Annotated in this window: 10 protein-coding genes; 8 read left to right on the top strand and 2 right to left on the bottom strand. The window is 70.4% G+C overall.

All coding sequences use genetic code 11. The features are described from left to right. Positions 1-185: 185 nt before the first annotated feature. From ADX84_RS10410 to ADX84_RS10400, 3 genes are all read left to right on the top strand, one after another. Complete coding sequence (locus ADX84_RS10410) at positions 186-3,878, top strand: CDP-glycerol glycerophosphotransferase family protein (RefSeq protein WP_049571307.1); 3,693 nt, start codon at positions 186-188, stop codon at positions 3,876-3,878. Positions 3,879-3,983: 105 nt separating this feature from the next. Continuing rightward, a complete protein-coding gene (locus ADX84_RS10405; protein ID WP_049571289.1) occupies positions 3,984-4,280 on the top strand; it encodes an antibiotic biosynthesis monooxygenase in 297 nt (98 codons plus the stop codon). Between the two features lie 203 nt (positions 4,281-4,483). Next, positions 4,484-5,872: a glycine--tRNA ligase gene (locus ADX84_RS10400; protein WP_199776544.1), complete on the top strand. Its 1,389-nt coding sequence runs from the start codon at positions 4,484-4,486 to the stop codon at positions 5,870-5,872. A 65-nt stretch (positions 5,873-5,937) separates the two neighbouring features. Here the strand turns inward: ADX84_RS10400 and ADX84_RS10395 are convergent, their stop codons facing one another. Continuing rightward, positions 5,938-6,159: a hypothetical protein gene (locus ADX84_RS10395; protein ID WP_049571283.1), complete on the bottom strand. Its 222-nt coding sequence runs from the start codon at positions 6,157-6,159 to the stop codon at positions 5,938-5,940. 292 nt (positions 6,160-6,451) lie between these two features. On the opposite strand from ADX84_RS10395, the gene ADX84_RS10390 reads away from it, so the two are divergent. Both ADX84_RS10390 and ADX84_RS10385 read left to right on the top strand, forming a co-directional pair. Beyond that, positions 6,452-6,826 (top strand): PadR family transcriptional regulator, encoded by a 375-nt coding sequence (locus ADX84_RS10390; RefSeq protein WP_049571280.1) that lies wholly within the window; start codon positions 6,452-6,454, stop codon positions 6,824-6,826. After that, positions 6,823-8,205: a permease prefix domain 1-containing protein gene (locus tag ADX84_RS10385; protein WP_049571276.1), complete on the top strand. Its 1,383-nt coding sequence runs from the start codon at positions 6,823-6,825 to the stop codon at positions 8,203-8,205. The genes ADX84_RS10390 and ADX84_RS10385 overlap by 4 nt, the downstream gene beginning before the upstream one ends. A gap of 118 nt (positions 8,206-8,323) precedes the next feature. Here ADX84_RS10385 and ADX84_RS10380 read toward each other — a convergent pair whose 3' ends face one another. Further along, positions 8,324-8,995 (bottom strand): hemolysin III family protein, encoded by a 672-nt coding sequence (locus tag ADX84_RS10380; protein WP_307869267.1) that lies wholly within the window; start codon positions 8,993-8,995, stop codon positions 8,324-8,326. A gap of 466 nt (positions 8,996-9,461) precedes the next feature. On the opposite strand from ADX84_RS10380, the gene ppdK reads away from it, so the two are divergent. The 3 genes from ppdK to ADX84_RS10365 all read left to right on the top strand — a co-directional run bounded on the left by ppdK (position 9,462) and on the right by ADX84_RS10365 (position 14,893). Beyond that, positions 9,462-12,158 carry a pyruvate, phosphate dikinase gene (gene ppdK / locus ADX84_RS10375; protein WP_049571271.1) on the top strand — a complete coding sequence of 899 codons (2,697 nt, stop codon included), beginning with the start codon at positions 9,462-9,464 and terminating at the stop codon, positions 12,156-12,158. A gap of 337 nt (positions 12,159-12,495) precedes the next feature. Further along, entirely contained in the window at positions 12,496-13,578 is a 1,083-nt protein-coding gene (locus ADX84_RS10370; RefSeq protein WP_049571267.1) for a YdcF family protein, read from the top strand. 49 nt (positions 13,579-13,627) lie between these two features. Then, positions 13,628-14,893 carry a deoxyguanosinetriphosphate triphosphohydrolase gene (locus ADX84_RS10365; protein WP_049571264.1) on the top strand — a complete coding sequence of 422 codons (1,266 nt, stop codon included), beginning with the start codon at positions 13,628-13,630 and terminating at the stop codon, positions 14,891-14,893. Positions 14,894-15,011 lie beyond the last annotated feature (118 nt).

The following is a 15,011-nucleotide window of genomic DNA, read 5'->3' as shown; positions in this document are numbered from 1 at the left end:
GCACAGGCGCGGCGCAACACCGCGCATCTCCCCTCGTACCCGCACCCCGACTGTTCCGGGTTCGACACGAGACGGGTCGTGAACCGTCTACATTCAGTTACTGACCGTCTGTTCCATGCGGACCGTCCGCACCACGGTGCCCGCACGTCGTGTAGAGACGAACCCTCCGGAGGGTGTCAACTTCCGTGCCCGAACCCACAGTCATCGTGACGTTCGACGTCACCGAACCGCACTTGCAGAACTGCCTCGACTCACTGGCCCGTCAACGTGACGAGAGCCAGACCGGGGCGGCGGCGCGCGACGGCGCCGCACGACCGGACATCGAGATCGTCCTCGCCCCGGTCCGCACGACCAACGGCGGTCCCGCGCCGGAGCCGTCCGACCCCGGGACCACCGACCCGGACACGAACGGGGACGACGAGGCGACCACCGCCGACGAGCCCCTTCCGGAGGAGAACGACCAGGGGGACGAGGCCGTCGAGTCCGCGCGCGAGGACGGGCTGGCCACCGCCACCGCCTTCGCCGCCGCACCGCCCGCCGGGCTGAGGGTCACCCTCCTGCCCGGCGAACCCGCCCCGCACCTCACTGAGGCGCGCTCCCGGGGCGCGGCCGCCGCCACCGGCAGCCACCTGCTGTTCCTCTCCGGCTCCGACGCGCTCACCGCCTACGCGCTGGCCCACCTGGCCCAGAGCGCGGCCGACACCCGCTCCGACCTGGTCATCGGCAACGTCCACCAGTTCAACGAGCTGGGCGCCGCACCCTCCAAGGCGCACCGCAAGTTCGGTCGCCACCGGCTCGCGGAGGACCCCAGGGCGGTTCCCGGCCTGATCGCGGACGCCACCCTCGGCAACCGGCTCTGGCGCCGGGAGTTCTGGGACTCCCTGCCCGAGCACGGCGTCACCAAGGAGGACACCGACCTCGCCATCGGCCGCGCCACCCTGCTCGCCCAGGCCGTCGACGTCCTGCCCGCGCCCGTCCTGCTGATGCGCGAACGCGAGAAGGTGGGCATCCCGCTGGAGAGCGAGGCGCTCACCCGCCGCGTCACCGCCATGCGTGAACTCGGCGCCGACCTCACCACGGCCGACCGCGAGCTGTGGGACCGCATCCGCCTCCAGGGCGAACTCCACCGCCTCGTCCTGCGCCTCGACGACGCGGACGAGAAGGTCCGCGAGACCGTCCTCGACCTGCTCAACGCCTACCTCGACCACGTCCCGGACAGCCTCCTGCGCGGCCTGAACGTGCTGGACCGCCTCCTGTACCACCTGGTGCGCAAGCGGCGGCTGGACGACGTGCTGGAGGTGGCCACCTTCGCCAAGAGCGTGGAGATCAAGAAGGCCACGGTCGTCCGGCAAGGGCTGGGTTACTACATCCGCTACCCGTTCTTCGGAGCCAAGGACCCGGCCAAGGCGGTCCCCCGGGAGATCTACCGTCTCGAGGACGAGATCAAGGTCCGGCAGAAGACCGAGGACATCCACTGGGAGGACGGCCGCCTGCACGTCAGCGGCCGGATCGGCATCCGCAACCTGCGCGCCCGCAAACGCTGGCAGCAGCACGTGGTGGCCTTCGTGGTCAACACGGCCACCAAGCGCCGCGTGCGCGTCCCGGTACGGACCCGCCTGGCCGCCGAGTACCGGCTCCCCGACCTGCCCGACTCCGCCCGTCACGACTACGGCGGCTTCACGGTCGTCGTCGACCCCCGCCGCCTGCGGGGTTCCGGCGACTGGGAGCCTGGCGAGTGGAAGATCGAGCTGGTGGTGTTCAACCGCAGCCTGGCCCGCCGCCGCATCGTCTCCAGCCCCGTGCCCGGCCCGCCCGAGCGGCCCGGCTACCAGAGCGTCGGCGACGACGTGTGGGTGCGCCCGCACTGGAACAAGGACCGGCACCTGGTCATCGCCGTCGAACCGGCGCGCGCCCAGGTCACCGAGCACCGCTTCGACGCCCGCACCGCCGAACTCACCGTGGGCGGCGAACTGCTGTCCGCGCCCGCCGCCGAGGCCACCGAGCTGCGGCTGGTGCGGCGCCCCGGCACGGCAAGGCTCAGCTACCCGGTCACCATCCAGGGCGGCCGCTTCGAGGCCAGGGTGCGCGCTGAGGAGCTCTTCGCCCGCAGCCTCAGCGAGTGCGGCGGCGTGATCCGGCAGGAGGAGTGGGACGCCCACCTGGTCACCGCCGACCAGCGCACCGTCCCCCTGGTCCTGCCCGACGAGGCCCGGACCACCGCCTACGACTCCGAGGGCGCCCAACAGCAGCTGGCCGTGCAGCGCACCTTCACCGGCCACCTCAAGCTGCGGGCCGGCCGGGCCCACCCCTGGGTGGACCGGGCGGAGTGGCAGGAGCGCGTCCTGGTCCTCGGCGGTGAGTTCTCCCCGAGCAACGAACTGAGCGTGGTGGCCAAGGCACGCGGTCGCGACGAGGAGCACGCGCTGACCGTGGAGCGGTCCGGGAACCGGTTCACCGCCCGGTTCGACCCCTCCCGCATCGCCACCCTGTCCGGCGAGCTCTCGCTGTCCACCGGTTCCTACCAGCTGTGGGGCCGGGTCAGCGAGGAGACCGCAGGGGAGGGCGGTGAGACGGCCAGCGTGGACGTGGGCGTGGAGTTCACCGACTCGCTCATCCACGACCTGCCGACCGAGACCGAGAGCCCCGAGCGCACGTACACGCTCTCCTACCAGGGACGCGGCATCCCGGTGCTCCAGGTCGGCACCGACCTGCGCCCCGTCGAACGCGGCGCCTTCGCCCAGCGCGAGCTCCGTGAGACCTTCTACCCGGCCCAGCGCGCGGAGCCCGTCACCGAGGGCATCCTCTTCGACACCTACACCGGGCGCCAGTACTCGGACAGCCCGCAGAGCCTCTACGCGGAGCTGCGCAAGCGCGACAAGTGGGCCGACTACCCGATGTCCTGGCTGGTCGCCGACGGGCAGGTCCGCCTGCCCGACGACCTCGCGCCGGTCCGCCACAAGGGCGAGGAGTACTTCCGGGAGCTGGCCCGCAGCCGGTACCTGGTCAGCAACTCCCGCCAGCCCGCGTGGTTCCACCGCCACCCCGACCAGGTGGTCGTGCAGACCTGGCACGGGTCCATGCTCAAGCGCATCGGCTTCGACGTGGAGAACATCCGGGGCAAGTCACGCGACTACTTCGACAAGCTCGCGTGGGAGACCCGGCAGTGGGACTACCTGGTCTCGCCGAGCCCCTGGGCCACCCCGATCCTGCGCAGCGCCTTCCGGTTCGAGGGCGAGGTCCTGGAGACGGGCTACCCGCGCAACGACATCTTCTTCTCAGCGGAGCGCGAGGCCGTCGCCGAGCGCACCCGGCGCCTGCTGGGCCTGCCCGAGGGCAAGAAGGTGGTCCTGTACGCCCCCACCTGGCGGGACGACAAGTACTACACGCGCGGCAAGCACAAGCTGGACCTGCACCTTGATCTGCGCCGCATGTACGAGAAGCTCGGCGACGACCACGTGCTGCTGGTGCGCCGCCACCCCCGCGTGGTGGACAGCGTGCCGATCGTGGGGGAGGACTTCGTCTACGACGTGTCCCTGTACCCGGAGATCATGGAGCTCTTCCTGATCACCGACGTGCTGATCACGGACTACTCGTCGATGATGTTCGACTTCGCCAACACCGGCCGCCCCATGCTCTTCTTCACCTACGACCTGGAGAGCTACCGGGACAACCTGCGCGGGTTCTACTTCGACTTCGAGGAGACCGCCCCCGGACCGCTGCTGACCCGCTCCGACGACGTCATCGAGTCCCTGCTGGACATCGACGAGGTCGCCAAGCGCAGCGGCGCCTCCTACCGGTCGTTCGTGGACCAGTTCTGCCCCCTGGACGACGGCCACGCCTCCGCCCGGGTCGTGGACCGCGTCTTCGGTAAGGAGTAGCGGGGCGGCGCCCGCTTCGGGCCCGCCCTTCGCTCCGGCCGTGCTCGGGCCGCTCCGGACCACCTCCGGGGCGGCCCGCTCCCGCGTCTGCGCCACAATGGACGGGTGATCGTCATCACCCGATACTCCGTGCCCGAGGCCGACACCGAGGCCTTCCGAACCGACGCCGACGCCGCAGTGGCGGTCCTGGCCCAGCGCCCCGGATTCCGGTGGCACCGCATCGGCCGCGCAGCCGACGAACCCACGCTGTGGACCGTGGTCACCGAGTGGGACGGCGCCGGGTTCTACCGGCGGGCCCTGTCCGACTTCGACGTCAAGGTCAACGCGGTCCCGCTGCTCTCCCGGGCCATCGACGAACCCTCCGCGTTCGAGATCCTCGCCAGCGGCGAGACGTCGTCCTGACCCTCGCGGCCCTCCTCCACACGTGGTCGGGGCGGGGCCCGCACAAACGGTGCGCGCCCGCCTCCGGATTGCTCTAGCCTGGTGGGAAGCGGTCTCCCGGTGCGCCACATCCGTGGCTCCGCGCGCGGACCGCCTCCCAACAGAACCGACGATGTATCGCGAACAGCGATCCACCGACCGCCAGCCGGATGGAGAGTCACCCCATGGCCGCCAAGTCAGAGGCAATGGACGCACTGGTCAACCTCGCCAAGCGCCGAGGTCTGGTCTACCCCTCCAGCGAGATCTACGGAGGTCTGCGCGCCGCCTGGGACTACGGCCCCCTGGGCGTGGAGCTCAAGAACAACGTCAAGCGCCAGTGGTGGCGTTCGATGGTGCAGGAGCGCGACGACATCGTCGGCCTCGACTCCAGCGTGATCCTGGCCCGCGAGGTCTGGGAGGCCTCCGGCCACGTGACGGCGTTCGTCGACCCGCTCACCGAGTGCCAGTCCTGCCACAAGCGCTTCCGGGCCGACCACCTCATCGAGGCCTACGAGGAGAAGCACGGCAAGGAGCCCGCCGAGGGCCTGGCCGCGATCGCCTGCCCCAACTGCGGCGCCAAGGCCTCCTTCACCGAGCCCCGTATGTTCAACGGCCTCCTGCGCACCTACCTGGGCCCGGTCCAGGACGAGAAGGGCCTGGCCTACCTGCGTCCCGAGACGGCGCAGGGCATCTTCATCAACTACAAGAACGTCGAGCAGAGCGCCCGCCGCAAGGTCCCCTTCGGCATCGGCCAGATCGGCAAGTCGTTCCGCAACGAGATCACCCCCGGAAACTTCATCTTCCGGACCCGTGAGTTCGAGCAGATGGAGATGGAGTTCTTCGTCAAGCCGGGCAGTGACGAGGAGTGGCACCAGTACTGGATCGACCAGCGCCACCAGTGGTACCTGGAGCTGGGCATCGCCAAGGACAACCTGCGGCTGTACGAGCACCCGCAGGACAAGCTCTCCCACTACTCCAAGCGGACCGTGGACATCGAGTACCGGTTCAACTTCCAGGGCAGTGAGTGGGGCGAGCTGGAGGGCGTCGCCAACCGCACCGACTACGACCTCAAGACGCACGCCGAGGCCTCCGGTGTCGACCTGTCGTACTTCGACCAGGAGAACAACGAGCGCTACATCCCCTACGTCATCGAGCCTGCGGCCGGTGTCGACCGGGCGGTGCTCACGTTCATGCTCGACGCCTACAACGTCGACGAGGCTCCCAACGCCAAGGGCAAGCTGGAGAAGCGCGCCGTAATGCGCTTGGACCCGCGCCTGTCGCCGGTCAAGGCCGCCGTCCTGCCGCTGTCGCGCAACGCCGACCTCTCGCCCAAGGCCCGTGACCTCGCCGCCCTGCTGCGCAAGCGCTGGAACGTGGAGTTCGACGACGCCGGTGCGATCGGCCGCCGCTACCGCCGCCAGGACGAGATCGGTACCCCGTTCTGCGTGACGGTGGACTTCGACACCCTCGAGGACAACGCGGTGACCGTGCGCGAGCGCGACACCATGTCGCAGGAGCGCGTGTCCCTGGACCGCGTGGAGATGTACCTGCTGGAGCGCCTGCCCGGCTGCTAGCACCCGGAGCCTCCAACGCCCACGGCCGTCCGTCCCCGAACAGGGGAGGGGCGGCCGTTCGGCGTCTACGGGACGCCCCTCGCGGATTCGGACCTCTCGACCGCGACGGTGTCACGCCCCCGGTCCCGGAGGACGCGGGCCAGGAGGCTGAGCGCCCAGGTGACACCGCCGGTGACGATGATCCGGTCGGGCGCCGCGAGGACGCCGCGGCTGCGGGCCAGCCAGGAGGAGAGTTCTGCGCGCAGCGCGAGCGAGCCGTGGAGCTGGAGGAAGTTCGTGCCGCTCATCTTGGCAGGAGCCCAGCGGCGGAGGTGAACAGCAGAGACGGCCGGACCCGGGGGGATGTGGTCTCCGGCCGTCTCCTCGGCGCCCCGGCCGCACACGGCCGCAGCACCGGTACTCAACCTAACGGCAGGCGCGAGGAGCGATGGGGGAGTTTCGGCCCGCTTGTCCCATCGCGTGAGTAAATCGTGACGACCGGAAGTGGTCGCTCCTCGTCCTGGGGGACAGCATGCCTAGGAGTGCTATGCCTAGAGGTGCTAGGGTTCGTGTCGCGAACACACGGGGGTGAGGACAAGCATGCACATCGACAAGGACCTGGTCGCCGCCTCGGCCACACCGTTGGTCCTGGGAATCCTGTCCGAGGGAGAGTCCTACGGCTACGCGATCGTCAAACGCGTCAACGAACTCTCCGACGGGCGGATGAACTGGACGGACGGGATGCTGTACCCGCTGTTGCACCGCTTGGAGCGCAACGGACTCGTGCGCGCGTCCTGGGGCAGGTCCGAGGCGGGGCGACGGCGCAAGCACTACGCCATCACGGACGCGGGGCTGGAGGCGCTGGCACAGCGGCGCGAACAGTGGAGCGTGGTCGCGGATGCGCTCCGGCAGGTGTGGGAGTCCGTGCCGCGCCCGGAGTACCCGGGCCCCGCCCCGGCCGGGGGGCTCGCGTGACCGGCGACACCGCACGCGGTGACGTGCTGGAGGAACAGATCGACCAGTGGCGCGGATTCGTGACCCGCCGCCGCGCCATCTCCGCCCCGGACGTGGAGGAGATGGAGGACCACTTGCGCGAGCAGATCGCCGAACTGGAGTCGGGTGGACTGGACGGCGATGAGGCCTTCCTCGTCGCTGTCAAGCGCATGGGCGCTCTGGACGCGGTCTCGCGCGAGTTCGCCAGAGAACACTCCCACCGACTCTGGAAACAGCTGGTGCTGGTCCCCGAGGCCGACGAGGAGTCCGGTGCGTCGCGCTGGCGCGAGCTCGGGGCGACGCTGCTCTTCGCGCTCGGCGCCGGTCTCGCGGTCAGGCTGCTGGTTGGCGCGGTGGACGACGAGATCGTGCTGATCCTCAACCTCCCGTTCGTGGTGCTGCCCTTCCTGGCGGGGTGGTTCGCCTGGAAGCGCCGCGCCCCCTGGCAGGTGGGCGCCGTGACGGTCGCCCTCGCGGCGGTCCCGGCTCTGGCGGTGAACCTCTACCCGTTCCAGGAGACCGTCGACCCGTATCCGGCGCCCGGGATGACCCAGGTCCTCGCGATCACGCACGTGCCGATCCTGTTGTGGCTGCTCGCGGGTGTGTTCCACACGGGCGGTCGATGGCGCTCCCACGAGCGGCGGATGGACTACGTCCGGTTCACGGGCGAACTCGTGATGTACCTCGTGCTGATCACCCTGGGGTCCGTGGTCCTGCTGGGCCTCACCGCCGCGGTGCTCGCGCTGGCCGACGTCGACGTCTCCCCGTTCGTCGCCGACTGGCTCGTGCCGTTCGGTGTGCCCGGGGCGCTGCTGGTGGCCGCTTGGCTGGTGGAGGCCAAGAAGAGCGTGGTGGAGAACATCACGCCGGTCCTGAGCAGGGTCTTCACCCCGTTGGCTCTGCTGATGCTGGTCGCCGACCTGGTGGCGATGCTGGTGAACGGCCCCCTGGCCAGGGTCGACCGCGAGATGCTCATCGTCATGGACGCGGTCCTGGTGCTGGTCCTGTTCCTGCTGCTGTACTCGATCTCGGCGCGCGACCCGCTGCTCCCACCGGGTGTCCTCGACTGGCTCCAGCTCGCGCTGGTGGGCACCGCGCTGGCGGTCAACGCGGTCGCGCTCACGGCCATGCTGACCCGGATCGCGGAGTTCGGGTTCACCGCGAACAAGACGGCGGCGCTCGGCCTGAACCTCGTGTTGTTGGTGCATCTGGTGTGGTCGGCGTGGCTGCTGCTGGGCTTCGTGCGGGGGAGACGGCCGTTCGCGGCGGTCGAGCGGTGGCAGACCACCTACCTGCCCGTGTACGCGCTGTGGGCGGCCGTGGTCGTGCTGGTGTTCCCGCCACTGTTCGCCTTCTCCTGACACGCGGGCTCCTGACACACGGGCTCCTGGCACACGGGCTCCTGACACGCGAGGCGGCCGGGCCCTCGTGGGGCCCGGCCGCCTGGCTGGGGTGACCGCGCGATCGGAGCCGCGCCGGTCAGGTCGCCGTGTAGACGACGAACGAGACCGCGATGTAGTGGCAGACGAAGGCCGCGATGGTCAGGGAGTGGAAGATCTCGTGGAACCCGAACCAGCGGGGCGCGGGGTCGGGCCGCTTGAGCCCGTAGACCACGGCGCCGACACTGTAGAGCAGGCCGCCCACGAGGATGAGGATCCAGGTGGCCGGGTGGGTGCCGTTGACCAGGTCCGGGATGAACAGGACCGCGACCCAGCCGATGGCCAGGTACAGCGCTGTGGAGAGCCAGCGCGGAGCGTTCAGCCACAGGAGCTTGAACGCGACCCCGGCGACCGCGCCGCCCCAGACCAGCGCCAGCATGGCCGTGCGCAGGGTGCCCTCCAGCACGAGCATGATGAACGGCGTGTAGGTGCCCGCGATGATCAGGTAGATGTTCGAGTGGTCCATGCGGCGCAGGACCTTCTGGGCGCGCGGTGACCAGCGGCCCACGTGGTAGATGGCCGAGGTGCTGAAGAGCATCACCGAGCTGAGCGCGTACACCGCGCTGGCCGCCATGGCGGGCACGGTGGGGGAGAGGGCCACCAGGACGATGCCCGCCGCCAGGGCGAGCGGAGCGGTCCCCAGGTGCAGCCATCCCCGGAGCCGGGGTTTGACCGCTTCCAGCAGGTCCCCGGCGGCCGCCGCAGCTCGCACGCTCCCTGTTTCCCGCGCCTTCGACACCGTTCGCACCCCTCAGTTCCAGCGACCCCGCTCCCTGGCGGGCCACACCGAGAAGCCTAACTTACGGCTGCGTAGGTTACTTGACGGTAATGCTGTGTCACGCGGCACAGTGGGCTCGGGAGACGTTGCTGGCCAGGGGGGTTGGTCGCGCCTGCGGTTCTCGCCGGTTTCGACCGTGCCGTCCTTGAGGCGGTGTGTGGTCGAGCGTCCCTGACCAGCGTAGTCGTGGGCGGCGGTGCTGTTCCCGTTGCGTCCTCGCGGGTGCGGGCGTGAACTCGAAGTGGACCATTGGTATAGACCTGTTCGGCGTCCGTGAACAGGTGCTATGCCGAAGAAGGGTGGTTCATGGAGGGTCGCTCGTGCGGAGTGTGGATAGGGTCGCGCCCAACAGGGGCCGACCCGACGCCGAACGGCCGCGAGAGAACGAGGGAGCACCCCCGTGACCAAGTACGTCTACAAGTTCACCGAGGGCAACAAGGACCTGAAGGACCTGCTCGGCGGCAAGGGGGCCAACCTCGCCGAGATGACCAACATCGGTCTCCCGGTTCCCCCCGGTTTCACCATCACCACGGAGGCGTGCCGTCACTACCTGGAGAACGGCGCCGTCCCCGAGGGGCTCGACGCCGAGATCGAGGCCGACCTCAGGGAGCTGGAGAGCACCATGGGCCGCCGGCTCGGCCAGCCGGACGACCCACTCCTGGTGAGCGTGCGGTCGGGCGCCCGCTTCTCCATGCCCGGCATGATGGAGACCGTCCTCAACATCGGCCTCAACGACGAGTCCGTGAAGGGCCTTGCCGCCCAGGGCGGCGACGAACGCTTCGCCTGGGACTCCTACCGCCGCCTCATCCAGATGTTCGGCAGGACCGTCCTGGACATCGACGGCGACCTGTTCGAGGAGGCCATCGAGGAGCTCAAGGCCGCCAAGGGCATCACGAACGACCTCGACCTGGACGCCGCCGACTTCCGCCAGCTCGTGGAACGGTTCAAGGAGATCGTCGGCGAGCAGACCGGGAGCCCCTTCCCGAGCGACCCCCGCGAGCAGATGAACCTCGCCGTCAAGGCCGTCTTCGAATCCTGGAACGCCCCCCGCGCCGTCCTGTACCGCCGCCAGGAGCGCATCCCCGCGGACCTCGGCACCGCCGTGAACATCTGCTCCATGGTCTTCGGCAACCTCGGCATGGACTCGGGCACGGGCGTGGCCTTCACCCGCGACCCCGCCACCGGCCAGACCGGCGTCTACGGGGACTACCTCCAAAACGCCCAGGGCGAGGACGTGGTGGCGGGCATCCGCAACACCGTCTCCCTCACCGAGCTGGAGCGGATCGACCCCCGAAGCCACGAAGAGCTCATGGGCATCATGGACACCCTGGAGAACCACTACCGGGACCTGTGCGACATCGAGTTCACCATCGAGCGCGGCAGGCTGTGGATGCTCCAGACCCGCGTGGGCAAGCGCACCGCCGCGGCCGCCTTCAGGATCGCGGACCAGCTCGTGGACCAGGGGATGATCGGCCTGGACGAGGCGGTCCAGCGCGTCACCGGCGACCAGCTCGCCCAACTGATGTTCCCGCGCTTCGACGACGAGGCCACCGCCGGGGAGGACGTGCACCGCCTCGGACGCGGCATGAACGCCTCGCCGGGAGCGGCCGTGGGCAAGGCCGTCTTCGACTCCTACACCGCCGTGAAGTGGTCGCGCAGCGGGGAGAGGGTCATCCTCTGCCGCCGTGAGACCAACCCCGACGACCTCGAGGGCATGATCGCGGCGGAGGGCATCCTCACCAGTCGTGGAGGCAAGACCTCCCACGCCGCCGTGGTGGCCCGGGGCATGGGCAAGACCTGCGTGTGCGGCGCCGAGGAACTCGACATCGACACCAAGAACCGGCGCATGACCGCCCCGGGCGGCGAGGTGATCGAGGAGGGCGACGTCATCTCCATCGACGGCACCAGCGGCCGGGTCTACCTCGGTGAGGTGCCGGTCGTCGACTCCCCGGTGGTCCGCTACTTCGAGGGCGAGGTCGACCCCGCCTCCGACCAGGCCGACGACCTCGTGCGCTCCGTGCACCGCCTCATGCACTACGTCGACGCCGCCCGCCGCCTGTACGTGCGCGCCAACGCCGACACCGCCGAGGACGCCGCCCGCGCACGCCGTATGGGCGCCCAGGGCATCGGCCTGTGCCGTACCGAGCACATGTTCCTCGGTGACCGCCGCCAGCTCGTCGAACGCCTCATTCTGGCCGACACCCCCGACGAACAGCAGGGATCGCTCGACGCCCTCCTGCCACTCCAGCGCGAGGACTTCGGCGGCATCCTGGAGGCCATGGACGGACTGCCCGTCACGGTCCGACTCCTCGACCCGCCGCTGCACGAGTTCCTGCCCGACATCACGGAGCTGTCGGTACGCGTGGCGGTGGCCGAGGCCAGGGGCGAGAGCCACGAGAACGACCTGCGCGTCCTCCAGGCCGTGCACAGGCTCCACGAGCAGAATCCCATGCTGGGGCTGCGCGGCGTGCGCCTCGGTCTGGTCGTCCCAGGGCTGTTCACGATGCAGGTGCGGGCCATCGCCCAGGCCGCGGTGGACCGGATCCGTGCCGGCGGCCGCCCCCGCCCGGAGATCATGATCCCGCTGGTCGGCACCGTTCAGGAGCTGGAGATCATCCGGGACGACGCGCTGCGCGCCCTGCGCGAGGTGGGGGAGGAGAGCGGGATCGAGCTGGACTTCCCCGTCGGCACCATGATCGAACTGCCCCGCGCCGCGCTCACCGCCGGGCAGATCGCCGAGAACGCCGAGTTCTTCTCCTTCGGCACCAACGACCTCACCCAGACCGTGTGGGGCTTCTCCCGAGACGACGTGGAGGCCTCCTTCTTCTCCGCCTACCTGGAGAAGGGCGTGTTCGGCGTATCGCCGTTCGAGTCCCTGGACGTGGACGGGGTGGGTCGTCTGATCCGCATCGCCGTGGAGGAGGGCCGAGCGGCGCGGCCCGGCATCAAGCTCGGTGTGTGCGGTGAACACGGCGGGGACCCGGCATCGGTGCACTTCTTCCACAGGGTGGGGCTGGACTATGTGTCCTGTTCGCCGTTCCGCGTCCCCGTGGCCCGTCTGGAGGCGGGCCGGGCCGCCGGTCGCGCCGTGCGGTGACCGACCGAACGCCCGTGGCGGCGTCCCCACGAAAGGGGCGCCGCCACGGGCGTTTCACGGGACCGGTGAGACTAGAATCGGGCATCACGGCCGAGTCGACGGAAAAGTCGACCGTGACCTTTTCGTGATATATTTTCGACGTCGGTACGCGCCCACGCGCGACGCCCCGATCCCCCTCCCACCGTCGGGGCTCCGGGCACTCCCAGTCGCCCGTGCCACGTCCGGCTCCCCCTTCCCGGTGCCCCCGCCCACGCGGGGAGACCACGAACCAGCGGTGGGTGCGGGGCGTCCCAGTGGGCGTACCGCGTTCCTGATCCAATCAAGCGGAGGTGAGCCGGTGCGAACGGCGAGCGACGGGCGCGGCGACGAGGCGTGGGACGACCCGGCCACGACCCCCGCTGACCACGAGGCCACCCAGGTCTTCTCCCGCGACGAGCTGGCCGGTGCCGCCTCGGCGGCCGAGGGCACCCGGCGGTTCACCCGGCCCGAGGTCTCCGACCCCGGTGACCCCGCCGACGCCGCGAACAGCACGCGGGAGTTCAGTCGTGTCGACCCGGCCGACACCGCGGACCAGGGCGCGGCCTTCACCCGCAGGTTCGTCCGCGACCGGCCGTCGCCGCGCGGGGAGCGGGACCTGCCCCCGCACCGCGACGAGACCGAAGGGTACGGCCGCGAGGAACCCTGGGAGGGCTCCGGTCACGAGGGGTCCTACGACGAGCCGTACGAGGAACCCCGCGTCCGCGAGCGCGGCGGCCGACGCACCCCGCCGCCACGCACCCACACGCCCAGGCGCCGCAGGCGCCGCCGTTTCCGTGCGCGCTGGATCATCGCCCTGATCCTGGTCGTCGCCATCGCGATCCCGCCCGGGACCTGGGGATGGGTCTGGTACACCGCGCGCCAGGACGACCGCACGCCCTCCGACGCCATCGTGGTCCTGGGCGCCAGCCAGTACAACGGCGTCCCGTCACCCGTCTTCGAGGCCCGACTGCGCCAGGCCCAGGTCCTCTACCTGGACGGCGTGGCGCCCAACATCGTCACGGTCGGCGGCAAACAGCCCGACGACGCCTTCACCGAGGCGGCCGCGGGCCGCAACTGGCTCATCGAGGTGGGCGTGCCCGCCGACCACGTCGTCGCGGTGGAGGAGGGCAGCGACACCCTCCAGAGCTTCAAGGCCATGGAGGGGGTCTTCGAGTCCAACGGCTGGGAGACCGCCATCCTGGTCTCCGACCCCTGGCACAGCCTGCGCTCCAAGGTGATGGCGGCCGACCACGGCATCGAGGCGGGTACCTCCCCGTCGCGCTCCGGGCCCGCTGTCATCGAGCGCCAGACCCAGCTGTGGTACATCACGAGGGAAACCGCGTCGCTCTGGTACTACTGGATCTTCAACGACAGCAGTGACATCCGTGTCAACGCGGCCTGACCAGGGCCAATGACATGTTTCGTCGTTGCCGGGAAGTAGGCTCGGGCCCATGACGACCATCTCCGGAGAGACCGTGGGCGCGGAGAGCGGCACCCACGGGTACACCGCACGCGACACCGAGCGCCACTCCCAGGAGTCGCGTAAGAGCAGGCGTCGCGGCCCCTTCGAGCGGGACCGCGCCCGTGTCCTGCACAGCTCCGCGCTGCGCAGGCTCTCCGCCAAGACCCAGGTCGTCCAACCCGGGGTGAGCGACTTCCCACGCACCCGGCTGACCCACTCCCTGGAGTGCGCTCAGATCGGCCGGGAACTCGGCCAGGCCCTGGGCTGCGACCCCGACCTCGTCGAGGCCGCCTGTCTGTCCCACGACCTCGGCCACCCGCCCTTCGGCCACAACGGCGAGCGCGCCCTCGACGAGGCGGCAGCCGCGTGCGGCGGATTCGAGGGCAACGCCCAGAGCCTGCGCCTGCTCATCCGGCTGGAGGGCAAGGTCATCGATCCCGGCGGCCGCAGCGCCGGGCTCAACCTCACCCGCGCCACCCTGGACGCCACCGTCAAGTACCCATGGCGGCGCGGTGAGGGCGGCGACACCCACAAGTTCAACTGCTACCCCGACGACTCCGAGGCCTTCGCCTGGCTGCGCGAGGGCGCACCCGTCGGACGCACCTGCTTCGAGGCCCAGGTCATGGACTGGGCCGACGACGTCGCCTACTCCGTGCACGACGTCGAGGACGGCCTGCACGCGGGCCTGGTCAGCATGGCCGCCCTGCGCGATCCCGTCGAGCGCGCCGAGGTCTGCCGGATCGCCGCCGCGATGTACTGCGACGCCGACCCGGCCGAACTCGACGAGGTCATGGGCGACCTGCTCGCCGAACCCGTCTGGCCCACCGAGTTCACCGGAGACCTCGCCTCCCTCGCCGCGCTCAAGAACCTCACCAGCGAACTCATCGGCCGGTTCTGCCGAGCGGCGGAGGGCGCCACCCGCCGCGCCCACGGCCCCGGCCGACTCACCCGCTACCGCGCCGACCTCGTCCTGCCGCGCCGCGCCCTCCTGGAGTGCGCCCTGCTCAAGGCGGTGGCCGCGCACTTCGTCATGTCCCGCGAGGAGGCCCGGATCTACCAGGCCGAGGAGCGTCGCACCATCACCGAACTGGTCGCCGCCCTGTGGCAGGGGTCCCCCGGAGCCCTGGACCCCCAGTTCCGCGCCGTCTTCGAGAACGCCACCGACGACACCTCGGCCCTGCGCGTGGTCGTGGACCAGGTCGCCTCCCTCACCGACACCTCCGCCACCGCCCTGCACGCCCGGCTCCTCGGCTGACACACCCCCACCAGGGGCGGGCGCAATCACCGCCGTTGCCGGTCTTGACGCGCACCACACGAGCCCGCACACTGCTCAGTGCGCCCGGCCGCCGCGCCCGCGTGGCGGGGCGCCCAGG

Origin of the sequence: Nocardiopsis sp. SBT366, from assembly GCF_001083815.1 — a bacterium.
Taxonomy (GTDB): Bacteria; Actinomycetota; Actinomycetes; order Streptosporangiales; family Streptosporangiaceae; genus Nocardiopsis; species Nocardiopsis prasina.
This window is presented reverse-complemented; position numbering and strand designations above follow the sequence as displayed.

What these genes read in the sequence shown, in the direction of transcription:
- ADX84_RS10400 (WP_199776544.1), top strand. Translation starts at nt 4,484, where the DNA reads ATGGCCGCCAAGTCAGAGGCAATGGACGCACTGGTCAACCTCGCCAAG.
- ADX84_RS10395 (WP_049571283.1), bottom strand. Translation starts at nt 6,159, where the DNA reads ATGAGCGGCACGAACTTCCTCCAGCTCCACGGCTCGCTCGCGCTGCGC.
- ADX84_RS10390 (WP_049571280.1), top strand. Translation starts at nt 6,452, where the DNA reads ATGCACATCGACAAGGACCTGGTCGCCGCCTCGGCCACACCGTTGGTC.
- ADX84_RS10365 (WP_049571264.1), top strand. Translation starts at nt 13,628, where the DNA reads ATGACGACCATCTCCGGAGAGACCGTGGGCGCGGAGAGCGGCACCCAC.